Below are 23,627 nucleotides of genomic sequence, written 5' to 3'. Positions count from 1 at the left end.
TGTCACCGCCACCGAGGCGGTGACACGGCAATGTGCGTCGTGCAGGTAGGCTGTCACGGGTTGTGAGCTGAGACTATTGTGAGGCGGACATGGAACTGTTCCTGGATATTTTGCTGGTGGTCACCAGTTTGGCGCTGATTCTTCTGGTGCTGCTGCACCGGGGCAAGGGTGGCGGCCTGTCCAGTCTGTTCGGCGGCGGTGTCCAGTCGTCTCTGTCGAGCTCGACGGTCGTGGAGAAGAACCTGGATCGGTTGACCATCTTCACCGGCGTCGTGTGGCTGATCGCAATCCTCGGAATCGGCCTGGAGATCAAGTTCTCCTGATCGGGTTTGTCCTTACATATCATGTGTCGGTGCCGGGCCCGAACAGGACCTCGGGCTGCATGACACCGGTGGGTGCACGATAATCGGGGGATGAGCGAAACCCCTTTGGAGTCGTCAGGATCTCCCGCCTTCGTCACACCCACGACGCAAGGTCGTGAGTTGACCGAGCCGCTGCGGGAAGACATTCGATACCTCGGTGGAATTCTCGGTGACATCATCCGCGAGCACGAAGGACCCGCCGTGTTCGACCTCGTCGAACGTGCCCGCGTCGAATCCTTCGCCGTCCGCCGCTCGGAGGGCGAGCGCGACGATTCACTCGGGATCTACGCAGATCTCGACGTGTCGCAGGCAGTTCCGCTCATTCGTGCGTTCAGTCATTTCTCGCTGCTGGCCAACCTCGCCGAGGACCTGCACCGCGAGCGCCGTCGCGCAATTCACCTCGATCGCGAGGATCCGCCTCAGGACAGCAGCCTCGACGCGACGTGGATCAAACTCGATTCCGCCGACCTCACCCAGCAGCAGGTGGCCGACGCGCTGACCGATGCACTGGTGGCCCCGGTCATCACTGCGCATCCGACGGAAACGCGTCGACGGACGGTGTTCGATGTTCAATCCAGGATCACCGAGCTCATGCGACGGCGCGAGGTTGCCTCGTCCGCGGCGGCGAACAAGGCGTCGAGTGCCGCCAAAGAGCTTGCTGCGGTGGACATTCAGATCCGTCGCCAGGTTCTGACGTTGTGGGAGACGGCCTTGATCAGGTTGTCACGGCTCCGAATTCAGGACGAGATCGAGGTGGGCCTCCGCTACTTCGAGACGTCACTGTTCGACGTCATTCCGGCGCTCAACGCGGACGTCCGTGCGGCCCTTCGGCAGAGGTGGCCGTCGAGCGACCTGCTGCCGCAGCCCATTCTTCGTCCCGGTTCGTGGATCGGCGGAGACCGCGACGGTAATCCGAACGTCACGGCCGAGGTCGTGCACACCGCGACCCATCAGGCCGGGTACACCGCGTTCGCTCATTACCTGGACGAGCTCGTCGCGCTCGAGAAAGAACTGTCGATGTCCGTGCGTCTCGTCGCGGTCAGCGACGAACTGCTGACGTTGGCGGCAGAAGCAGGCGATCCCGCCGACAACCGCAACGACGAGCCGTATCGCGTTGCGGTGCGCGGGATCCGAGCACGCCTGACGGCCACCGCCGCCCGGGTTCTCGACTCCGTTCCCGTCGCCGGACTCGACGTCGGATCCACCCCGTATGCCGCGCCCCAGGACGTATTGAACGATCTCGACACGATCGACCGGGCGCTGCGCGCCGACGGTGATGCGCTCATCGCCGACGATCGTCTGCTGGCGCTGCGTCAGGCCGTCGAGACGTTCGGATTCCACCTGCAGGCTCTGGACATGCGCCAGAACTCGGAGACGCACGAGGAAGTCGTCGCCGAACTCCTGTCCTGGGCCGGCGTGCACCCCGATTACGCCTCGCTCGACGAGAACGAGCGGGTGGCTCTTCTGTCCCGCGAGCTGACCACTCGTCGGCCCCTCGTGGGTCCGACAGCTCAGCTGAGCGAGCTCGCGACCAAGGAACTCGGCATCGTGCGCGCCGCGAAGGTGGCCATCGATCACCTCGGGCCCGACACGATCCAGAACTACATCATCAGCATGTGCCAGTCGGTGAGCGACATGCTCGAGGCAGCCCTGCTGCTGAAGGAGGCCGGGATCTTCGACCCCGGCACCGACGGATCCGCCCCGACGTCGACGGTGGGCGTCGTGCCCCTGTTCGAGACCATCGAGGACCTGCAGCAGGGTGCGGCCACGCTCGTGGCCACCCTCGACGTTCCGGTCTACCGGGCTCTCGTCGCGGGCCGCGGGATGAACCAGGAAGTGATGCTCGGTTACTCGGACTCGAACAAGGACGGCGGATACCTCGCCGCCAACTGGGCGTTGTACCGCGCCGAACTGGATCTGCTCGAGGCGTCGCGGAAGACCGGAATTCGGTTGCGGCTGTTCCACGGTCGTGGCGGCACCGTCGGTCGCGGCGGCGGTCCGAGCTACGACGCCATCCTCGCGCAGCCTCCGGGCGTCGTGCAGGGGTCGCTGCGTCTGACCGAGCAGGGCGAGATCATCGCCGCCAAGTACGCCGAGCCGTCCATGGCGCGCCGCAACCTCGAATCGCTGGTGTCGGGCACGCTCGAATCGACCCTCCTCGACGTGGAAGGTCTCGGCGACGGTGCCGAGCCTGCCTACGAGGTGCTCGACGACCTGGCTGCGAAAGCCCGCGCTGCGTACGGCCGATTGGTGCACGAGGAGCCCGGATTCGTGGAGTACTTCCGCATGTCCACGCCGGTTGCCGAGGTGGGGGAGCTGAACATCGGAAGCCGCCCCGCGTCACGCAAGCCGACCAATTCGGTGTACGACCTGCGCGCGATCCCATGGGTGATGTCCTGGAGCCAGTGCCGTGTGATGCTGCCCGGCTGGTACGGAACCGGTACGGCGTTCGAGGAATGGGTCGGCGGCGACGACGACAAGCTGGCGGTACTGACGGACCTGTACCGGAAGTGGCCGTTCTTCCAGACTGTGCTGTCGAACCTCGCGCAGGTCATGGCCAAATCGGATCTGGGGATCGCTGCTCGTTACTCCGAACTCGTCCCGGACGTGGAACTGCGCACCAGGATCTTCGGAATGATCGAAGCAGAGCATGCGAAGACCATCGAGATGTACCTGTCCATCACCGGACACTCGAGGTTGCTCGAGGACAATCCGGCCCTGGAACGGTCGGTCCACAACCGGTTCCCGTACCTCGAGCCCCTCAATCAGATGCAGGTCGAGATGCTGCGCCGCTACCGCGCCGGTGACGAGGAAGAGCGCGTCAAACGCGGCATCCTGCTGACGATGAACGGTTTGGCGACTGCTCTGCGCAACAGCGGGTAGTCACCTGCGGTTCCGCCGTCGTCGACTCGGGAACCGTCGCCGTGCCGGCTGCGTCTGACTAGGTATGAGGCAGTGCACATCCGACGCCAAATGCTGGCGCGACGGCTCGGCGTACCGTTCTGCGCAGTCGAGGCGGCGGACACCGCCGGTGGAGAAGGACGCCGACGAGACGGCGACCACACGCGACACCGACGCCGACGGCGCCGGTACCCTGTGACGAATCGGGTACCGGCGCCGCCGGACAGTCGGTCGTGGCTCGAATCTAGTTGCTGTTCTCCAGCTTCGACGCCGCGCCTGCATCGAGGAACCACACGGTCGATTCGGATCCGACGGCGCCCGCCGACGGGACGTCGTCGGAGTCGGCGCCGCCCACTGCAGCGGCCACCGCGTCGGCCTTGGCGTCTCCGGACACCAGGAGCCAGACGTGCTTCGCACGTCGGACAGCGGGCAACGTCAGCGTGATTCTCACCGGCGGCGGTTTCGGTGAATCCTCGACGGCCACCACGTACCGGTGCTGTTCGCGAACGGCGTCGGTGTGCGGGAACAGCGAATTGATGTGTCCCTCACCGCCCATGCCGAGGAGATGCACGTCGAATTCCGGTGTGTGCTCACCGTTCGAGCGGGCACCGAGGATCTGCGCGTACGTTGCCGCCGCCACCTCGGGATCACTGCCGTGCGGCCCGTCCGACGCCGCCATGCGAAACACGCGGTCCGGGTGCACACCCACGTGCTCGAGCAGTGCCTCCGATGCCTGCACTTCGTTGCGTTCGGGATCGCCTGCGGGAAGGAACCGTTCGTCGCCGAAGTAGATGTCGACCTGTCCCCAGTCGATGGCCCCGGAATCCGCGCGGAGGGCCTCGAGAAGCGCGACGCCGGTGCCACCACCGGTCAGCACGACCGATGCGACGCCGCGTTCGGCCTGAGCGGCCACGACCACGTCGACGAAGCGGGATCGAGCTGCGTCGACCAATGACTGCGCGTCGAGAAACTGCAGGACGGATTTCTTACTCATAGCTCACCTTCGACAGACCTTTCAAGGCCAGTTCGTAGATTTCGTCGGTATCGAGGCGCCTGAGCTCCTCGGCCAAGCACTCGCGGGTTCCACGTCGAGCAAGCGCGACCTCCGCGTCGGGTTGGCCGGTTCTGCGCAGCGTGGCGGTTTTTCCGGTCTGCGGGCGGGTGATGGAGATGCTGGTGGTTTCGCGATCCAGCACGACCTTCAGCTCACCCGTTCGACGATGCACCGGAACTTCCAGCTTGGCGGCAAGCCAACCGGCGAGGATGTCCAGCGCCGGCTCCTCGGCCAGACCGGACACCACCGCGGAGACGACGGATTCGTGCGGTGCCTGATCCAGTGCCGTGGCAAGAAGCCCACGCCAGTAGGTGATTCGGCTCCACGACAGGTCGGTGTCGCCGTCGGTGTAACTGGACAACCTGCTCTTGATCGCAGCCGTCGTGTCCGGTGCGTTGGTCGCATCGGTGATACGGCGAATCGCGAGGCGCCCCAGGGGATCCTGAGCAGGAACGGCAGGTGCTTCGTTGGGCCACCAGGCGACGATCGGTGTGTCCGGCAGCAGGAACGGTATGACGACGCTGTGCTCGTGATCTGCCAGTTCGCCGTTCAGGCGAAGGACGACGACCTCGGACGCTCCTGCGTCACCTCCGACACGAATCTGTGCGTCGAGGCTCGACTCCGCGGACCGGTCACCGTGGATGAGCACGATGACGCGGCACGGATGCTCCCGGGATGCCTCGTTCGCCGCAGCTATCGCGGTCTCCGCTTTCGTGGCGTCCTTGCTGACGACGATCAGCGTCAACACACGCCCGATGGTCACGGCACCGCCGGACTCCCGGAGCGAGACCAGCTGCTTTCCCACCTCGGCTGTCGTCGTCGAGGGAATGTCGACAATCACGGCCTTCTCCATTCGCGTCCGGTACGTTGCATCATCTCGTCGGCGGTCGCCGGACCCCAGGTGCCTGCCTCGTACGGTTCAGCGGTGCCGCCCGACGCCCAGAAGTCGAGAATCGGATCCAGGATCTTCCAGGACAACTCGACCTCGGCATTGACGGGGAACAGCGACGGTTCCCCGAGCAGAACGTCGAGGATGAGCCGTTCGTACGCCTCCGGCGAAGATTCGGTGAAGGCCTGGCCGTAGCTGAAGTCCATGCTGACATCGCGAACCTGCATACTCGACCCGGGCACCTTCGAACCGAATCGCATGGTCACGCCCTCGTCGGGCTGGACCCTGATCACGAGCGCATTCTGACCGAGCTCCTCGGTCATGGTGGCGTCGAACGGCAGGTGTGGCGCACGTTTGAACACCATGGCGATCTCGGTGACCCTGCGGCCCAGAGCCTTTCCGGTCCGCAGATAGAACGGAACTCCGCCCCAGCGTCTCGTGTCGACCTCGAGTGTGATGGCGGCGTAGGTTTCGGTGCTCGACTCGGGGTCGAATCCCTCTTCCTCCTTGAGCCCCTTGACCTTCTGGCTGCCCTGCCACCCGGCTGCGTACTGACCCCTGGCGGTGGTCTCGGCGAACGGTTCGGCGGGTTTGGTGGCGGAGAGAACCTTGATCTTCTCCGATTGCAGCTCGGACGGGCTGAAGCTGACCGGCTCTTCCATCGCCGTGATCGCCAGCAACTGCAGCAAATGGTTCTGGATGACGTCCCGAGCCGCGCCGATACCGTCGTAATACCCTGCGCGACCGCCCAATCCGATGTCCTCGGCCATCGTGATCTGCACGTGGTCGACGTAGTGGGCGTTCCAGATGGGATCGAACAACTGGTTCGCGAAGCGCAGAGCCAGAATGTTCTGGACGGTTTCCTTGCCCAGGTAGTGATCGATGCGGAAGACGGTGTCCTCGGGGAACACTCGGTTCACGACAGCGTTGAGTTCCTTGGCGCTGTCCAGATCGTGACCGAAAGGCTTCTCGATGACGACTCGGCGCCACTTGCCTTCCTCACGCTGGGCGAGTCCGGAGCGAGAGAGCTGTTCCAGGACGACTGGGAAGGCGCCGGGGGGAATCGACAGGTAGAAGGCGTGATTGCCTCCGGTGCCGCGAGTTTCGTCGAGTTCGGCGAGCGTGGTCGACAAGGTGTCGAACGCTGCGTCGTCGTCGAACGATCCCTGAACGAAGCGGAATCCCTCGGCGAGGGTGTTCCACACCTCCTCGCTGAACGGCGTACGGGCGTGATCGCGGACCGCGTCGTGCACGATCTGCGCGAAGTCCTCGTTCTCCCAATCACGCCGCGCGAACCCGACGAGGGCGAAACCGGGGGGCAGGAGCCCCCGGTTCGCCAGGTCGTACACCGCAGGCATGAGCTTCTTACGGGCGAGGTCGCCGGTGACACCGAAGATCACGAGGCTGCAGGGACCCGCGATCCGTGGAAGACGCTTGTCACGTGGATCGCGAAGTGGATTGTGCCACTCCGCGGAATCCTTCTGATCGGTTTCTGCGGTGGCCACGTCTCAGCTCTTCTGGCCTGCTTGACGCAGCTGCTCGCCGGTGGCCTCGAGCAGCTCGCTCCAGGACGCCTCGAACTTCTGCACGCCCTCGTTCTCGAGGGTGAGGAACACGTCCGTCACGTCGATTCCGATCGCGGACAGCCGGTCGAAGACTTCCTGCGATTCGGGGCCCTTGCCGGAGATGGTGTCTCCCGATACCTCACCGTGGTCGGCGACGGCGTCCAGAGTCTTCTCCGGCATCGTGTTGACGGTGTTGGGGGAGACCAGGTCGGTCACGTACAGCGTGTCGGGGTAGGCGGTGTTCTTGACCCCGGTGGATGCCCACAGTGGCCGCTGCGGACGAGCTCCCGAGCCTGCGAGCTCGTGGAAGCGAGGACCGACCTCGAACGCTTGCTGGTAGGCGACGTACGCCAGGCGAGCATTGGCGAGCGCAGCCTTGCCCTTGAGCGCCTCGGCGTCGGGCGTGCCGATCTTGTCCAGCCGGGCGTCGATCTCCGTGTCGACGCGCGAGACGAAGAACGACGCCACGGAATGGATCTTCGACAGGTCGTGGCCGGCCGCACGTGCAGCTTCCAAGCCCTCCAGGTACGCGCCGATGACGGCCTCGTAGCGTTCGACCGAGAAGATCAGCGTGACGTTCACGCTGATGCCCTCGCCGATGACCTTGGCAATGGCCGGAATGCCTGCCTCGGTCGCGGGGATCTTGATCAGGACGTTGGGTCGGTCGACGATCTTCCACAGCTCGACGGCCTGCGCGATCGTCTTTTCGGTGTCGTGGGCCAGACGCGGATCGACCTCGATCGACACGCGTCCGTCGACGCCTGCCGAGGACTCGTAGATCGGAGCGAAGATGTCGCAGGCGTTGCGCACGTCGTCGGTGGTGACGGTGCGGATCGTCGCGTCGACGTCCGCTCCGCGCTCGGCGAGCTCGGTGACCTGGGCGTCGTAGGCGTCGCCCTTGCTCAGTGCCGCCTGGAAGATCGACGGATTGGTGGTGACGCCGACGACACTCTTGCTGTCGATGAGCTCCTGCAGGTTGCCGGAGGTGATGCGGTCACGGGACAGATCGTCGAGCCAGACGGATACGCCTGCTGCGGACAGATCTGCGAGGTTCTTGTTCTGGGTCATGGGTTATCCCTTCACGTTGGTGATGGAGCGCTGCGCGGCGGCGACCACTGCGTCGGCCGTGAATCCGTACTCGCGGAAAAGGGTCTTGGCGTCGGCGGATTCTCCGTAGTGCTCGAGCGAGATGATCTCGCCGAAGCCGCCGACGATCGGGTACCACGGCATCGCGATGCCCGCTTCGATGGAGACGCGAGCCTTGACCGTGGGCGGAAGAACCTGGTCGCGGTAGTTCTGGTCCTGGCTGTTGAACCACTCGACACACGGCATTGACACGACCCGTGCGGCGATTCCCTGTGCTTCCAGCGTCTTCTGTGCCTCGACTGCGTACTGGAGCTCGGAACCCGTTCCGATCAGGATCACGTCCGGAGCAGCCTTCGACGACTCGACGAGGACGTAGCCGCCCTTCGAGACCCCCTCGTAGCTGGTGCCCTCGAGGACCGGGATGCCCTGACGGGTCAGTGCCAGGCCGACGGGTCCGCTGCTGCTGGAACGCGCGAGCGTCGACTGCCAGGCGTACGCCGTCTCGTTGGCATCGCCCGGACGGACGACGGACAGGTTGGGGATGGCGCGCAGTGCGGCGAGGTGCTCGACGGGCTGATGCGTCGGGCCGTCCTCGCCGAGGCCGATGGAATCGTGCGTCCAGACGTAGATCGGGTCGATGTCCATCAGCGACGCGAGCCGGACTGCGGGGCGCATGTAGTCACTGAACTGCATGAACGTTCCGCCGTACGCCCGGGTCGGCCCGTGCATGACGATGCCGGACAGGATCGAGCCCATCGCGTGCTCACGGATTCCGAAGTGCAGAGTCCGTCCGTAGGGCTCGGCATCCCAGTCGTCGGTGGAGATGGACGTGGGCCCGAAGGACTTCGCGCCCTTGATGGTGGTGTTGTTGCTGCCGGCGAGGTCGGCGGATCCGCCCCACAGTTCGGGAAGAACGGGTCCGACGGCACTCAGAACTTCGCCGGACGCGGCGCGGGTCGCGATCGCCTTGCTGCCGGGCTCCCACGTCGGCAGGACGTCGGTCCAGCCCTCGGGGAGATCGCCCGCGGTCAGTCGATCCAGCAGCTTCTTGCGCTCGGGCTCACGCGCAGCCCACGCGTCGAATTCCGTGTTCCATTCCGCGTGCGCCTTGCGGCCGCGCTCCTGCAGTCCGCGCGTGTGGGCGATGACCTCGTCGGTGACCTCGAACTTCTTTTCCGGGTCGAAGTCGAGTGCCTTCTTGACCTTGGCGATTTCCTCGTCGCCGAGGGCTGCACCGTGAACTGCGCCGGTGTTCATCATCGTCGGCGCCGGGAACCCGATGATGGTCCGCAGCACGATGATCGACGGCTTGTCGGTCACGGCCTTCGCGGCCTCGATGGCTTCCTCGATGGCCGTGACGTTCTCGCCGCCCTCGACGACCTGCACGTGCCAGCCGTATGCCTCGTAGCGTGCGGCGGTGTTCTCCGACAAGGCGATGTCGGTGGCGTGCTCGATCGAGATCTTGTTGTCGTCGTAGAACAGGATGAGGTTGCCGAGCTGCTGCGTGCCGGCGAGCGAGGACGCCTCCGACGTCACACCTTCCTCGATGTCGCCGTCGGATGCGATGACGTAGATGAAGTGGTCGAACGGGCTCGTCCCGAGCGCGGGCTCGGGATCGAACAGACCGCGCTCGCGACGCGAGGCCATGGCCATGCCGACCGCGGAGGCCAAGCCCTGGCCGAGAGGTCCGGTGGTGATCTCCACACCGTCGGTGTGGCGGAACTCCGGGTGACCCGGAGTCTTGGACTTGAACGTGCGCAACGACTCGATGTCGACCAGTTCGAGACCGAAGCCACCCAAGTACAGCTGCAGGTACAGCGTCAGGCTCGAGTGCCCGCAGGAGAGAACGAATCGGTCGCGCCCGATCCAGTGCGTGTCGTTCGGGTCGTGACGCATGGTCCGCTGGAAGAGGGTGTAGGCCAGGGGCGCGAGACTCATCGCGGTGCCGGGGTGGCCGTTGCCGACCTTCTGCACTGCGTCGGCAGCGAGGACTCTGACAGTGTCGACCGCCCTGGTGTCCAGGTCCGTCCAGTCGCTGGGGTGGTGCGCTGTGGTGAGGACGTCAATATCGTCTGTGATCGACACGAGCAGAGATCTCCTGACATTGGTACGAGTGAGGCAGAACGCGCTCGATCTGGCGCAGATCGAACACGTCGACCACCAGCCTAGTTCCGTCCGGGTCGGCTGTCGTGCCTTCCCCCCGGTCGAGCCCTGGCTGTGTCGTCACAGGGCTCCGTCTCTTCACTTTGGGTGCCCTGAGAATTGGAGTGCAGGTGGTTCACGTCTACCATCGCTTGTAGTAGTGCGCTCGCCTCAGGTTTCTGTGCCGGTGTGCGTGCTGCTCGTTCATGAGTGTCGAGCCCGTGCAAGGAGACGTAGTGCGAATTGGGCAGCAGCCGGGCGGCCACGGATTCGCAGGCGGCCCCAGCCATCCCGAGCACGACGGATCCGCTGGTGGGCCCGAGGACGGGCATCGGGCCGGTGCAGCCGAGCCGCCGAAGTCGGCTCCTCGGCGGGCGCTTGCGCTCGTCATGGCATACGTCGCGCTCACCAAGCCGCGTGTGATCGAACTTCTGCTCGTCACGACGATCCCGGCGATGCTTCTCGCAGATCGAGGCCAGGTGCAGCCCGGTCTGATCCTGACCACGTTGTTCGGTGGAATGCTCGCCGCCGCGTCGGCCAACTGCCTGAACATGGTCGCCGACGCCGATATCGACAAAGTGATGGCCCGCACGGCCAAACGCCCGCTCGCACGCGGCGCGATGCCGGTGTCGCACGCGTTCGTGTTCGGTGTCACCCTGGGAGTCGTCTCGTTCTTCTGGTTGTGGTTCACGACCAACCTGCTGAGCGGCATCCTCGCGGTCGTCACCATCTGCTTCTACATCTTCGTCTACACCCTCGTCCTCAAGCGCCGTACGTCACAGAACGTCGTCTGGGGCGGCGCTGCAGGCTGCATGCCCGTGATGATCGGCTGGTCCGCCGTCACCGGGACAATCGGCTGGCAAGCAGTCGTCATGTTCCTGGTCATCTTCCTGTGGACTCCGCCACACACCTGGGCCCTCATGCTCCGGTACAAGGAGGACTATCAGGCGGCCAACGTCCCGATGCTTCCTGCCGTGGCATCGGAAACCAAGGTGACCAAGCACATCGTCCTGTACGCGTGGGCCACTGTCGTCGCGACGTTCGCTCTGGCGCCCGGTTCGGGAGTCATCTACGCGGCGGTGGCCCTGGCGTCGGGAATCTGGTTCCTCGTCGTGGCGCACCGGCTGTACGCCGGAGTACGCGCAGGCACTCCGGTCAAGCCGTTGAAGTTGTTCATTCTGTCGAACGAGTACCTGGCGTTGGTGTTCTGCGGCCTGGCCGTGGACTCGGTCGTCGGGTGGGACACCCTGAGCCAGCTCCTGTCCTGATCCGGTCTCAGGGAACGAGTACCACCGAGCCCGTCGTGCGGCGCCCCTCCAGCTCGGTATGAGCCGTGGCTGCCTCCGACAGCGGGTGCACCGCACCCACTCGAATGTTCAGAATTCCGTCGGCGATCGCCTTGAACACCTCGCCCGCACGCCACTCGAGCTCACGTCGATCACGAATGTGATGAGCCAGCGTCGGCCGAGTGAGAAACAATGACCCCGCTCCGTTGAGCCGCTGCGGGTCGAACGGCGGTACCGGACCGCTGGCGGCGCCGAACAGTGCGAGCGTCCCGCGGATCCGTAGCGAGGCGAGACTCTGCTCGAACGTCGCGGCGCCCACACCGTCGTACACCGCGTGTGCGCCCTCCCCGTCGGTCAGTTCCCGTACCCGCGCTGGGACGTCGTCGGTGTACTTCAGTACCTCCGAGGCACCCGCTTGCCGGGACAGCTCGGCCTTGGCGTCCGTCGATACGGTCGTGATCACACGAACACCCGCCGCGACGGCGAGTTGGGTGAGGATGAGCCCGACGCCACCCGCACCCGCGTGCACGAGCACGGTGTCGCCCGCAGCGGCCGGGTAGGTCGACTTCAGGAGATAGTGGGCCGTCATGCCCTGCAGAAGTGCGGATGCGGCCTGTTCGGCTGGAACACCGTCGGGTACCGCTACCGCGGCCGACGCCGGAACGATCACTTTCTCGGCGTAGCTACCCGGCGCGGTCGCCCAGGCAACGCGCTGACCGACGACGAACTCGCCGACCTCGTCGCCGACGGACTCCACCACCCCCGACCCCTCGTCTCCGGGCACGTACGGCAGTTCGCGTTTGTACAGTCCGGTGCGGAAGTAGGTGTCGATGTAGTTGACGCCTGCGGCTTCGAGCCGCACGAGCAACTGGCCGGGGCCGGGAGTCGGCTCGGCGATGTCGACGGGGACGAGGACCTCCGGTCCACCATGTTCACGGATCTCCAGTGCACGCATGGTGTCTTTGTACACCTGCCGATTCCCAGGGGTTCTGGCCACACGAAGTTACCGAGCGGTATCGTCTTCGAGTATGGCGACCGAAACAGAGACAACATCGCGTGAGACCGACGCGGCCGAGCCGAAGGTCGAGGTGCCTGCAGGTGCCCTCTCGGCAGTCAAGGCGTTCGTCGGAGAGCACGGCGGAACCGGCAATGTCGTGATCCAACCGATCGGACGTGCCGGAACGCGCGTCACCCTGGTCGGTGCCGACGGCGTGTTGGGCGATCAGGTCGTGGAGAACAACGACGTCGCACACGCCCTCGTCGCCGCCGTCGACGGTTTGACCGAATCGGAGTGGGATCGCGAACTCGTCAGTGCAGTCACCCCTGCGCCCGGGCATTACCGCAAGATGGCGGGATGGGTTGCTCGCCAGACTAAATTCCCGAAGGCGCGTAACGCGGCTCTGGAGAAATAGTTCGAAAGATTTTCGGTGGAGGTGGAACCGATCGGGGTTCGGGTCCGTCAAATCTAAGTGGGAGAGGTAGTCGGTCGTCTGAGGGGGAGACCGGCTACCTCTCCTCTCGTGTCTCTCCGGTCAGGAGGGGCTGACCTTCTCGGCGTGTTCGGCAGTGTCGTCGGATGCAGGTATCCGCTTTCGGCACGCTGCCCAGACAGCAGCGGTGGCCGCGGTCGTAGCGCCTGCTCCTGCCACGTGAATGGCCACGAGTGCAGCGGGTACGTCGGTCAGATACTGAACGACTCCGACGAGAGACTGCGCCACCACCACGGCGACCAGTACCTTCAACCTCGTCGTGACGTTCTGCGTCGCCTTGACCGCGTACAGGCCGAACCCGAGACCCACCAAGAGCGCGAGGTACGCCACGAGGAGCTGTGCGTGCAGATGCACGAGCGTGACGATCTCCACCTCGAAGCGAGGGACGGGCTCGTCGATGCTCTTGTCGCCGGCATGCGGACCGGCGCCGGTCAACATCGTTCCGGCTACCAACACACCTGCCATGACGACACCGGACAGTGCGGTCAACAGGCGGAGCGGTTCGGGGACCGTCTTGACGACGACGGAGTCCTCGTCGGATTCGGCCACCTTGAAGTACAGGAGAGTTGCGAGCCACACCATGGCCATCGAGGCCAGGAGGTGGATTGCCACTGTCCACCACAACAGTCCGGTCAGCACGGTGATGCCGCCCAGGATCGCCTGAACGACCGTTCCCAACGGCATGAACCACGCGAACAAAATCACGTTGTTGCGCCTGCGGGCGCGGGTGACAGCGAGGACGACGGCAGCTGCGGCGAGCACGACGACGAACGTCAGAAGGCGGTTGCCGAATTCGACGGCCTGGTGCAGGACCGGTACTTCCGAGACTCCGACGGGTGTGAAACTACCGGGAAAGCACTGCGGCCACGTCGGGCAGCCCAGGCCCGACGCGGTGACGCGGACGATGGCACCGGTCACGGCGATGCCGCCCTGAGTCAGAATGACGACGAACGCCAGGATCTTCTGCGCTCGGACCGAAGGCAACGGCAAGCGGTCGACAATGCGCAAATACGCTCGATACAGCACGTAGCGATGGTAGACGGCGATCAACTACACGCTGTCGTTGACCCCGGCGGTGTCGGTCAGGTGAAGCGGAACGAGCGGCTCGCGAGCACGCCGCACAGTCCTGCCCAGCCGAGAAGAACGGCAATTCCGAACCAGTCGACGGAACCGGTGACCGCCTGACCGAGTGCCTCTGCCAGCGCACCCGACGGCACCAGTCGAGCGATCGTGTGCAGGGTGGTCGGCAGATCGTCGGCCAGTACGACGAGAGACCCGATACCCAGCATCACGAACCAGAGGATGTTCGCGAGGGCCAGGACGATCTCGGCCTTGAGGGTGCCGCCGAGCAGCAGACCCATGGTGGCGAACGTCGTCGTACCCAGCGCGATCACGACTGCGCCGAGCAGCAGGCCGGTGACCTCCGGCCGCCAGCCGAGGGCCAGTCCGATTCCGCCGAGAACCACGGACTGCAGAATCACCACGAGCAGAACGGCGATGGACTTCCCGGCGATGATTCCCCACTTGGGCAGTGGGGTCGCGCCCAACCGTTTGAGTGCTCCGTAGCGGCGATCGAATCCGACGGCGATGGCCTGGCCGGTGAACGCCGTGGACATCACCGCGACCATCATCACCGCGGGCACGACCTGATTCACGGGGTCGTCGCCCATGGCGCCCAGTGGCAGCAGCGTGAGGCCGATCAACAGGGTGATCGGAATGAACATCGTCAGCAGCAGTTGTTCGCCGTTGCGCAGCAGCAACTTCAGCTCGAGCATGGACTGGGCGGACAACATCGTGACCGGAGAGCTGGGCTCGGGTTTCGGTGCGAACAGGCCGTCGGCGAACCTGTTGCTCGCGAGCCGCACGTCTTTGCGAGCCGTCATTTCCTGAGCTCCCTGCCGGTCAATTCGAGGAAGACGTCTTCCAGCCTTCGCTGGTCCACCTGCAGTTCCGTCGCCAGTACGTTCTGTTCGGCGCACCACGACGTCACCGTCACCAGTATGGACGGTTCGATCACGCCCTCGATCGCGTACGACCCGGCACTTTCCTCGACCGGGTGATAGCCGGCCGGAAGGGCCGCGTCGAGCAGCGACAACTCGAGTCCGGCGGGCGCACTGAATCGCAGTCGTCCCTCCGCCCCCTGCTTCGTCAGTTCCGATGCCGTCCCGGACGCGACGATCTTGCCGTTGTCGATGATGACGAGTTCGTCGGCGAGCTGCTCCGCCTCGTCCATCAGATGTGTGGTCAACAAGACGCTGACCCCGTCACGGCGTAATGCATCGACGAGCTCCCAGACGAGCAGCCGAGCCTGCGCGTCGAGCCCGGCCGTCGGCTCGTCGAGAAACACCAGTTCCGGCCGGCCGACGATGGCGCACGCCAACGCCAGACGTTGCTGCTGACCGCCGGACAGCCGCCGGTACGGGGTTCTCGTCGCCTGTGTGAGGCCAAGGCAGTCCAGCAGCCAGTCGGGGTCCAGCGGATCGTTGGAGTACGAGGCGACGAGCTTCAACATCTCGCCCGCTTTCGAACCCGGGTAGGCACCGCCTCCCTGCAGCATCACTCCGATGCGGGGCCGCAGCTGCGCGGACTGGGTGATCGGATCGAGGCCGAGCACACGCACCGAGCCGGACTCGGGGGCGACGAAGCCCTCGCACATCTCCACCGTCGTCGTCTTGCCCGCACCGTTGGGTCCGAGGAGGGCGAGTACCTGGGCGCGCTCGACGGTGAATCCGAGCCCGTCCACGGCAACGGTGCCGTCGTACGTCTTGGTCACGTCTGTCAGCTGCACTGCGGGCTGCGTCGAGTTCGACACCCCGCTTCTCGTCTGCGCACCGGCGATCACGAGGAACCAGCGTATTCCCCGACCGGCCGACCGGGTTCCGGTGGTCCGGTCTCGCCTCGCCACGGCAATCGTGATCGGGTGAGCAGGAACAGGATGCCGATGGTCAGGATGGTCATCAGCGCAGCCTGAACGATCTGGAACGGAAGGTACTCACTGCCGTTCGGCATGAGAATGACACTGACGATCGACGAGAAGACGATGGCGGGACCGCGGAACGCCCGCGTCGTCGCCCACGCGGCGAGGGGAGTGACCGCCCACAGCAGGTACCAGGGTTGAACGACCGGAAACAGCAGCACGAGCGCGCCGAGCGAGACACCGAGGGCGCCGACCGGATGCAGGCGTCCCTTCAACACGGCAACGAGCATTCGCAGTGCGATGAAGCCGGCGACGAGGGCGGCGATCGGTCTCGTGAGGCTGAGCACCGCGGTGGTGTGATCACCGAGCCCCAGAAGTACGCCGACGAACCCGGTGCCCAGGCCGAGGATGGTGGGAATGGACATCCAACTCCGCACGACCCCCGCGGTGCCGAGGGTGTGCACCCAGCCGAATCCGAGACCACTGACGGCGCTGACACCGACGATGATGACGATGCTCACCGCTCCGAGCAGAGCGGCAGCCGCCGCGACCGCCCGAAAACTGCCTCCCCATCTGCGGGCGAGGGCCATGCCCACGAATCCCAGCGCGATGAGAGAGGGAATCTTCACCGTCGAGGACAGTGCGATCAGAGCGGCGCCGGACAACAACAGGAGCAGAGATGTCTTCTTCAGTGGATCCGCGGATTCGATGGCGCGCAATGCGAGCTCGGTACCCGCCAGCATCAAACCGATCATCAGCGCTTCGTTGTGGATACCGGCCACCAGGTGGAAGAGCAGGAGAGGGTTCGCGGCGCCCAGCCATAGAGCGCTCACCGCAGCCACACCGCATCGTTTCGCGAGCCTGGGCAATGCCCACACGATCAGCGCGACACCGGCGATCGCCAGTAGGCGGTGCAGGAAGATCCCGGCCACGATGTTCTCACCGGTCAACCACGTGATCCCGCGGCCCATCCAGAGAAACAGCGGACCGTACGGCGCAGGCGTCTCGCGCCAGATGTTGGGGACCGTTCTGGTGAGAACGTTGTCCACGCCCAGGGCACCGGCAGGGCCGATCTCGTAGGGGTCGAGGCCTCGAGCAGTGATCTCGCTCTGCGCGAGATACGAGTAGACGTCGCGGCTGAACATCGGCGGAGCGACACACAACGGAAGAATCCACAGCAGCAGAGTTCTGTCCAACTGCGACCGCGTCAGGCGCCGCGGAGCTGTGCCCCCTCGCAGGCGCCCCACGGCGAATCGGCCGAGCAACAACCACGCCAACACCACCATCACCGTGCCGGTCATCGTCACCGTCAGTGCAGTGGTGGCCATTCGCGACGGCAGGCTGAGAATCCGAACGCCGACAACCGGGTTCTGCAGTACCGGCTGAGCACCCGCGCCGAGAGCACCCACGGCCATCAGAATCGCGCCGGCAGCGCCGAACCTGCGGATACTCCGGAGCTGTCCGGTCTCGGTGGAATTCAGGCCAGGTGACTCGGCCTCGTCCCCGTGAAGGATCGACACACTCGACTCGCGCTGATCGGCGTCCAGTCCGACCAGGCGACGCAGTGGCCGCACGACGCGTCGCTCGACACCGGATACCGGACGCACGACGTCGACGGAAGAGGCCGCGGACTTCGGTTCGATGTTCTGCTCGTCAGCGGGCGGTGGCACCAAAAGAGCGTAGCGGTGCCCCGCGGCCGAGATGCACGCCACTGGCTCGAGGTCGGCCTCTCGGATGACCGCCCCCAACACGAGCACACCGCGCGATATTCCCTGGTGACGCCACCGGGTGAAGAAGGGCACCCTTGCTGGACCAGTGCAATCAATTCCGTCACACTGGTGTTGTGAAAACCACGACTACCGCGGCGCGCGCAGGCGAAAGCGCCGGTAACGGCACACTCGCCCCTGCTCAGACGCCCGCCGGTGGTGTCGGGGCTTCCGGTGTCGGCCACGACGGTCACACCCGAAGCGCTGTGGTGACCCTACTTCTCGAAGAGGGCCCGATCACCGCGTCGGACATCGGCACCAGGCTCGGTCTGAGCGCGGCCGGTGTTCGTCGTCACCTCGAAGCCCTGATCGACAACGGAGAAGCTCGGGTCGCACCCGCCGCCTCCCTCCGGCAACGAGGCCGAGGCCGCCCCGCCAAGCACTTCCAGTTGACGGCGGCCGGGCGGAACAAGCTGGGCCACACCTACGACGACTTGGCCGGTGCCGCGATGCGGCAGCTGCGCAAGATCGGCGGAGACGCAGCGATCGAAACTTTCGCGCGCCAGCGAGTCGACGCGATCGTCGCGGACCTCGAACCGATCAGCGGCGACGAGCCGTCGGACATCGAGGAGGCCGCAGATCGCATCGCCGACGCGTTCACCGCTGCCGGATTCGCCGCATCGACGCGGGTCGTGGGCAACGGCGTGCAGATCTGCCAGCACCACTGCCCGGTGTCGCACGTGGCATCCGAATTTCCCGAGTTGTGCCACGCCGAGCGCGAGGCCTTCGCCGAGCTGCTCGGTACTCACGTGCAGCGTCTGGCCACCATCGCCAACGGTGACTGCGCCTGCACCACGCACGTACCCCTGACCAATCCAGTCGACCTGTCCACCCCCTCCACCCCGTCCGGTGCTCAGCCCAGCACCGGAAATCGCACAAGCCTCCGGAAGGAGCTCGCATGACCGTCACACCAGATCAGGTGACACCAGCAGTGCCGATGACTCAGGACGAGACCATTGCCTCGCTCGGCAACTACGGCTACGGCTGGTCGGACTCGGACGTCGCAGGCGCGAGCGCGCAGCGAGGCCTGTCCGAGGCCGTGGTGCGGGACATCTCCGCGAAGAAGAGCGAGCCGGAGTGGATGCTGGAGGCTCGGTTGAAGGCGCTCAAGACCTTCGACCGCAAGCCCATGCCCAACTGGGGTTCCGACCTCGACGGCATCGACTTCGACAACATCAAGTACTTCGTGCGTTCGTCCGAGAAGCAGGCAGCCACGTGGGACGACCTGCCCGAGGACATCAAGAACACGTACGACAAGCTCGGCATCCCCGAGGCAGAGAAGCAGCGCCTCGTGTCCGGTGTCGCAGCGCAGTACGAGTCCGAGGTCGTGTACCACTCGATCCGTGAAGATCTCGAGGCTCAGGGCGTGCTGTTCCTCGACACCGACACGGCATTGAAGGAGCAGCCCGAGCTGTTCCGTGAGTACTTCGGCACCGTGATTCCTGCCGGTGACAACAAGTTCTCCGCGTTGAACACCGCAGTGTGGTCCGGCGGATCGTTCATCTACGTGCCGCCCGGCGTGCACGTCGACATCCCGCTGCAGGCCTACTTCCGCATCAACACCGAGAACATGGGGCAGTTCGAGCGGACGCTGATCATCGTCGACGAGGGCGCGTACGTGCACTACGTCGAGGGATGCACGGCGCCGATCTACAAGTCGGACTCCCTGCACTCGGCGGTCGTGGAGATCATCGTGAAGAAGGGTGGTCGTTGCCGCTACACGACCATTCAGAACTGGTCCAACAACGTGTACAACCTGGTCACCAAGCGCGCCAAGGCAGAAGCAGGTGCGACGATGGAGTGGATCGACGGCAACATCGGCTCCAAGGTCACCATGAAGTACCCGGCCGTGTGGATGACCGGCGAGTACGCCAAGGGTGAGGTTCTGTCGGTCGCGTTCGCCGGACCGGACCAGCATCAGGACACCGGTTCCAAGATGCTGCACCTCGCGCCGCACACGTCGTCGAACATCGTCAGCAAGTCGGTGGCTCGCGGTGGCGGACGTACCTCCTACCGCGGTCTGATCCAGATCAACAAGGGTGCGCACGGCTCGCGTTCGACGGTGAAGTGCGACGCGCTGCTGGTCGATACGATCTCGCGCTCGGACACCTACCCGTACGTCGACATCCGTGAAGACGACGTGTCGATGGGCCACGAGGCGACGGTGTCGAAGGTCAGTGACGACCAGCTCTTCTACCTGATGAGTCGCGGTCTCACCGAAGACGAGGCCATGGCGATGGTGGTCCGCGGCTTCGTGGAGCCGATCGCCCGCGAACTACCCATGGAATACGCGCTCGAGCTCAACCGGCTCATCGAGCTTCAGATGGAAGGATCGGTCGGTTAAGTGAGCAACCCAGCGGTACCCGCGAACGGTGTGATCGACGCAGTGACGTCGGAGAACCCGGCTCGCGAAGACAAGTCCAAGCTGGTCGCCAACAAGGGCGCCCAGTTCACCTCCTACGACGTGAACGCGTTCGAGGTTCCGTCCGGTCGTGACGAGCTGTGGCGGTTCACGCCGCTGCGACGCCTCCGTGGGCTCCACGACGGCTCGGCGGTGTCCACGGCAGGCGCGAACATCGCGGTGTCCGACGCGGCCGGCGTGACCGTCGAGACCGTAGCCCGCGACGACGCTCGGATCGGTGTGGCCGGTGTGCCCGCCGATCGCGTTGCAGCGCAGGCGTACTCGTCGTTCTCCGACGCGACGGTCGTGACCGTCGCCTCGGAGAACGAGGTCGCCGAGCCCATCGAGATCATCGTCACCGGCCCCGGTGCCGACGCGATCGCCTACGGGCATTTGCAGATCCGGCTCGAGAAGTTCGCCGTCGCGACCGTCGTCATCGATCAGGTCGGTAGTGGAACGTACGCCGAGAACATCGAATTCGTGGTCGACGACAGCGCGAAGCTCACGGTCGTGCTGATCCAGGACTGGGAATCCGACGCAGTGCACGTCGCGGCACACCACGCCCGCCTCGGTCGTGACGCAGTGCTGCGGCACTTCAACGTCAGCCTCGGTGGCGATCTCGTCCGAATCAGCCCGACGGTGCACTACGACGCTCCGGGCGGCGACGCCGAGCTACTGGGTCTGTACTTCGCCGACGCCGGACAGCATCTCGAGCAGCGGCTGCTGGTGGACCACACCGCGCCGAAGTGCAAGTCCAACGTCCTCTACAAGGGCGCCCTGCAAGGTGAAGCAGGACCGGGGAAAGTCGACGCACACACCGTCTGGATCGGCGACGTCCTCATCCGCGCCGAAGCCGAGGACACCTCGACGTTCGAGTTCAACCGCAACCTCGTGCTCACCGACGGTGCACGCGCCGATTCGGTTCCCAACCTCGAAATCGAGACCGGCGAGATTCTCGGTGCCGGGCACGCAAGCGCCACTGGACGTTTCGACGACGAGCAGCTGTTCTACCTACGCGCTCGCGGAATCTCCGAGGATGCCGCACGACGCTTGATCGTGCGCGGGTTCTTCCACGAGATCATCAATCGCATTCCGGTTCCTGCGGTCCGCGAGCGTCTCGACGCCGCGATCGAGACCGAACTCGCCGTCACCGGCGCCTAGTCATTCAACGAACTTCGTAAGGAAATTTCATGTCCACGCTCGAAATCCGCGACCTCCACGTCAGCGTCGCGAACTCCGATGCCACCGCAGAGCCGATCGACATCCTCAAGGGTGTCGACCTCACGGTGCGTTCGGGTGAGACGCACGCCATCATGGGTCCCAACGGATCCGGGAAGTCGACGCTGTCCTACGCCATCGCTGGACACCCCAAGTACACCGTCACGTCGGGAACGATCACTCTCGACGGCGAGGACGTTCTCGAGATGAGCGTCGACGAGCGTGCTCGCGCCGGGCTCTTTCTCGCGATGCAGTACCCCGTCGAGGTTCCCGGCGTCTCGATGTCCAACTTCCTGCGCACCGCGGCAACTGCCGTGCGCGGTGATGCACCCAAGCTCCGCCACTGGGTCAAAGAGGTCAAGACCGCGATGGGCGAACTCGAGATCAAAGAAGAGTTCGCCGAGCGCAGTGTCAACGAAGGATTCTCGGGCGGCGAGAAGAAGCGCCACGAGATCCTGCAGCTCGGCTTGCTCAAGCCCAAGATCGCGATCCTCGACGAGACCGACTCCGGTCTCGACGTCGATGCGCTCCGTGTCGTGTCCGAGGGCGTGAACACGTACAAGGAGCGTGAGGACGGTGGCGTGCTGCTGATCACTCACTACACCCGTATCCTGCGCTACATCAAGCCGGACTTCGTGCACGTGTTCGTCGGCGGCAAGATCGTTCAGTCCGGTGGGGCAGAGCTCGCCGACGAGCTCGAGGCCAACGGTTATGCAGGGTTCACTCAGGCTGCACCGACAGGAGCGTGAGAATGGTCGCGCCGGCTGCTCTGAAGGACAGCGCTTTCGACGTCACGTCGATCCGCGCGGATTTTCCGATCCTGGCGAGGACCGTTCGTGACGACAAACCGTTGGTGTACCTGGATTCCGGCGCTACGTCGCAGCGCCCGGTGCAGGTTCTCGACGCGGAGCGGGACTTCCTCGTCACATGCAACGCGGCCGTGCACCGCGGCGCACACCAACTCGCCGAAGAAGCCACCGATGCGTACGAGGGTGCTCGCTCTCTGATCGCATCCTTCGTGGGTTCCGACGTGGACGAGGTCGTGTTCACGAAGAACGCGACCGAGTCGTTGAATCTGGTGACGCACGTGCTCGGTGACGACCGCTTCGACCGCCGAGTCGGTCCTGGCGACGAGATTGTGATCACCGAGCTCGAGCACCACGCCAACCTCGTTCCGTGGCAGGAACTCGCACGACGAACCGGTGCGACACTGCGGTGGTACGGCGTGACCGACGACGGTCGTATCGACCTGGATTCGCTGGAACTGACCGAGCGCGTGAAGGTCGTCGCGTTCACCCACCAGTCCAACGTCACCGGCGCGGTAGCGCCGGTCGAGGAGTTGGTGAGGCGAGCGCGAGCCGTGGGTGCGCTCGTCGTACTCGACGCGTGCCAGTCGGTTCCGCACATGAGCGTCGACTTCCACGCGCTCGACGTGGATTACGCGGCGTTCTCCGGGCACAAGATGCTCGGTCCGTCCGGGGTCGGTGTGTTGTACGGCAAGCGTGAGCTCCTCGATGCCATGCCGCCGTTCATCACCGGCGGCTCGATGATCGAGACCGTGACGATGGAGAAGACGACCTACGCGCCTCCGCCACAGCGGTTCGAGGCGGGCGTGCCGATGACATCGCAGGTCGTCGGACTCGGCGCGGCAGTGCAGTACCTCGAGCGCATCGGAATCGACGCCATTGCTGCACACGAGAAAGCGCTGGTGGCAGCCACATTGGCCGAGTTCGCCGCGATCGACGGTGTGCGCGTGATCGGGCCGACCGAGAACGTGAACCGGGGCTCTGCAGTGTCGTTCGTCGTCGACGGGATCCACGCCCACGACCTGGGGCAGATCCTCGACGACGAGGGCGTTGCCATCAGAGTCGGTCATCACTGCGCTTGGCCACTGCACCGTAGGTTCGGTGTCGCCGCAACCGCACGAGCATCCTTTGCTCTGTACAACACCGTCGACGAGGTCGCTGTGCTGGCCAACGCAATCCGCCGGGCGCAGACGTTCTTCGGGGTGGGAGCGGAGCCTGCAGGACTGACCCGAGAGGCTGGGGGTGCTTGATGCGTATGGAGCAGATGTATCAAGAGGTGATCCTCGATCACTACAAGCATCCGCACGGCCGCGGCCTACGTGAACCGTTCGGTGCCGAGGTGCATCACGTCAATCCGACGTGTGGCGACGAGGTGACACTTCGCGTGCACATCTCCGACGACGGCACCGTTGCCGATGTGTCCTACGACGGGCAGGGATGTTCGATCAGTCAGGCGTCGACGTCTGTGCTGACCGATCAGGTCGTCGGGCAGTCGGTGGGTGACGCGCTGAAGATCGTCGAATCGTTCAACGAGATGGTCGGCAGCCGGGGTACCGTCGAAGGTGACGAAGACGTCATCGGTGACGGAATCGCTTTCGCTGGTGTGTCGAAGTATCCCGCGCGCGTGAAGTGCGCGTTGTTGGGATGGATGGCTTTCAAGGACGCGGTTGTTCGAATAGTGGACGAGAGCCCGACAGTGAACGAGAAGACAGCGGGACCTGCTGAACCCGCACGATCGTAGGGA

The 23,627-nt window shown here is 64.9% G+C and carries 21 protein-coding genes; 11 read left to right on the top strand and 10 right to left on the bottom strand.

Annotated features, from left to right (window positions below; translation table 11 throughout):
* Positions 1-89 precede the first annotated feature (89 nt).
* From secG to BH95_RS28995, 3 genes are all read left to right on the top strand, one after another.
* Entirely contained in the window at positions 90-323 is a 234-nt protein-coding gene (gene secG / locus BH95_RS05385; RefSeq protein ID WP_019666357.1) for a preprotein translocase subunit SecG, read from the top strand.
* Positions 324-413: 90 nt separating this feature from the next.
* Positions 414-3,245, top strand: a complete 2,832-nt coding sequence (ppc, locus tag BH95_RS05380) for a phosphoenolpyruvate carboxylase (protein WP_037181318.1) — start codon at positions 414-416, stop codon at positions 3,243-3,245.
* A 64-nt stretch (positions 3,246-3,309) separates the two neighbouring features.
* Positions 3,310-3,462 carry a hypothetical protein gene (locus tag BH95_RS28995; RefSeq protein ID WP_167336893.1) on the top strand — a complete coding sequence of 51 codons (153 nt, stop codon included), beginning with the start codon at positions 3,310-3,312 and terminating at the stop codon, positions 3,460-3,462.
* A 45-nt stretch (positions 3,463-3,507) separates the two neighbouring features.
* On the opposite strand, the gene pgl is transcribed toward BH95_RS28995, so the two are convergent.
* Genes pgl through tkt form a run of 5 tightly spaced genes read right to left on the bottom strand, consistent with a single transcriptional unit; the run spans position 3,508 to position 9,942 of the window.
* A complete protein-coding gene (pgl, locus tag BH95_RS05375; protein WP_019666354.1) occupies positions 3,508-4,257 on the bottom strand; it encodes a 6-phosphogluconolactonase in 750 nt (249 codons plus the stop codon).
* The gene (gene opcA, locus BH95_RS05370) at positions 4,250-5,158 is read right to left on the bottom strand and encodes a glucose-6-phosphate dehydrogenase assembly protein OpcA (protein WP_026348006.1); all 909 of its coding nucleotides are present in this window, start codon (positions 5,156-5,158) and stop codon (positions 4,250-4,252) included. The genes pgl and opcA overlap by 8 nt, the downstream gene beginning before the upstream one ends.
* Complete coding sequence (gene zwf, locus BH95_RS05365) at positions 5,155-6,711, bottom strand: glucose-6-phosphate dehydrogenase (RefSeq protein WP_019666352.1); 1,557 nt, start codon at positions 6,709-6,711, stop codon at positions 5,155-5,157. Before zwf ends, opcA begins: the two co-directional genes overlap by 4 nt.
* 3 nt (positions 6,712-6,714) lie before the next feature.
* Positions 6,715-7,839, bottom strand: coding sequence for a transaldolase (tal, locus tag BH95_RS05360; protein WP_019666351.1), 1,125 nt, complete (start codon positions 7,837-7,839; stop codon positions 6,715-6,717).
* Between the two features lie 3 nt (positions 7,840-7,842).
* Positions 7,843-9,942, bottom strand: coding sequence for a transketolase (tkt, locus tag BH95_RS05355; RefSeq protein WP_019666350.1), 2,100 nt, complete (start codon positions 9,940-9,942; stop codon positions 7,843-7,845).
* 293 nt (positions 9,943-10,235) lie between these two features.
* Between tkt and BH95_RS05350 the strand changes: the two genes are divergently transcribed.
* Positions 10,236-11,267, top strand: coding sequence for a heme o synthase (locus tag BH95_RS05350; RefSeq protein ID WP_037142324.1), 1,032 nt, complete (start codon positions 10,236-10,238; stop codon positions 11,265-11,267).
* Positions 11,268-11,274: 7 nt separating this feature from the next.
* On the opposite strand, the gene BH95_RS05345 is transcribed toward BH95_RS05350, so the two are convergent.
* Positions 11,275-12,240 (bottom strand): quinone oxidoreductase family protein, encoded by a 966-nt coding sequence (locus BH95_RS05345; RefSeq protein WP_037181901.1) that lies wholly within the window; start codon positions 12,238-12,240, stop codon positions 11,275-11,277.
* A 73-nt stretch (positions 12,241-12,313) separates the two neighbouring features.
* Here BH95_RS05345 and BH95_RS05340 point away from each other — a divergent pair, with 73 nt between their 5' ends.
* The gene (locus BH95_RS05340; RefSeq protein ID WP_019666347.1) at positions 12,314-12,697 is read left to right on the top strand and encodes a hypothetical protein; all 384 of its coding nucleotides are present in this window, start codon (positions 12,314-12,316) and stop codon (positions 12,695-12,697) included.
* Between the two features lie 120 nt (positions 12,698-12,817).
* Here the strand turns inward: BH95_RS05340 and BH95_RS05335 are convergent, their stop codons facing one another.
* From BH95_RS05335 to mptB, 4 genes are read right to left on the bottom strand one after another with little or no spacing between them, the layout of a single operon-like run.
* A complete protein-coding gene (locus BH95_RS05335) occupies positions 12,818-13,801 on the bottom strand; it encodes a COX15/CtaA family protein (RefSeq protein ID WP_033189746.1) in 984 nt (327 codons plus the stop codon).
* 56 nt (positions 13,802-13,857) lie between these two features.
* Positions 13,858-14,658: an ABC transporter permease gene (locus BH95_RS05330; RefSeq protein WP_019666345.1), complete on the bottom strand. Its 801-nt coding sequence runs from the start codon at positions 14,656-14,658 to the stop codon at positions 13,858-13,860.
* Positions 14,655-15,587 (bottom strand): ABC transporter ATP-binding protein, encoded by a 933-nt coding sequence (locus BH95_RS05325; RefSeq protein ID WP_026348004.1) that lies wholly within the window; start codon positions 15,585-15,587, stop codon positions 14,655-14,657. The genes BH95_RS05330 and BH95_RS05325 overlap by 4 nt, the downstream gene beginning before the upstream one ends.
* 26 nt (positions 15,588-15,613) lie before the next feature.
* Complete coding sequence (gene mptB, locus BH95_RS05320; RefSeq protein WP_230594255.1) at positions 15,614-17,266, bottom strand: polyprenol phosphomannose-dependent alpha 1,6 mannosyltransferase MptB; 1,653 nt, start codon at positions 17,264-17,266, stop codon at positions 15,614-15,616.
* Positions 17,267-17,535: 269 nt separating this feature from the next.
* Here mptB and BH95_RS05315 point away from each other — a divergent pair, with 269 nt between their 5' ends.
* From BH95_RS05315 to sufU, 6 genes are read left to right on the top strand one after another with little or no spacing between them, the layout of a single operon-like run.
* Positions 17,536-18,360 (top strand): helix-turn-helix transcriptional regulator, encoded by an 825-nt coding sequence (locus tag BH95_RS05315; protein ID WP_020110109.1) that lies wholly within the window; start codon positions 17,536-17,538, stop codon positions 18,358-18,360.
* Positions 18,361-18,395: 35 nt separating this feature from the next.
* Complete coding sequence (gene sufB, locus BH95_RS05310) at positions 18,396-19,802, top strand: Fe-S cluster assembly protein SufB (RefSeq protein ID WP_441347086.1); 1,407 nt, start codon at positions 18,396-18,398, stop codon at positions 19,800-19,802.
* Positions 19,803-21,020 carry a Fe-S cluster assembly protein SufD gene (gene sufD / locus BH95_RS05305; protein WP_037181316.1) on the top strand — a complete coding sequence of 406 codons (1,218 nt, stop codon included), beginning with the start codon at positions 19,803-19,805 and terminating at the stop codon, positions 21,018-21,020.
* A 29-nt stretch (positions 21,021-21,049) separates the two neighbouring features.
* The gene (sufC, locus tag BH95_RS05300; RefSeq protein ID WP_019666339.1) at positions 21,050-21,826 is read left to right on the top strand and encodes a Fe-S cluster assembly ATPase SufC; all 777 of its coding nucleotides are present in this window, start codon (positions 21,050-21,052) and stop codon (positions 21,824-21,826) included.
* A 2-nt stretch (positions 21,827-21,828) separates the two neighbouring features.
* Entirely contained in the window at positions 21,829-23,133 is a 1,305-nt protein-coding gene (locus tag BH95_RS05295; RefSeq protein WP_037181315.1) for a cysteine desulfurase, read from the top strand.
* Positions 23,133-23,624, top strand: a complete 492-nt coding sequence (sufU, locus tag BH95_RS05290) for a Fe-S cluster assembly sulfur transfer protein SufU (RefSeq protein WP_020110105.1) — start codon at positions 23,133-23,135, stop codon at positions 23,622-23,624. Before BH95_RS05295 ends, sufU begins: the two co-directional genes overlap by 1 nt.
* The last annotated feature ends 3 nt before the right edge of the window (positions 23,625-23,627 follow it).

This window comes from Rhodococcoides fascians A44A, from assembly GCF_000760735.1.
In the GTDB taxonomy this organism is placed as follows: Bacteria; Actinomycetota; Actinomycetes; order Mycobacteriales; family Mycobacteriaceae; genus Rhodococcoides; species Rhodococcoides fascians_E.
This window is presented reverse-complemented; position numbering and strand designations above follow the sequence as displayed.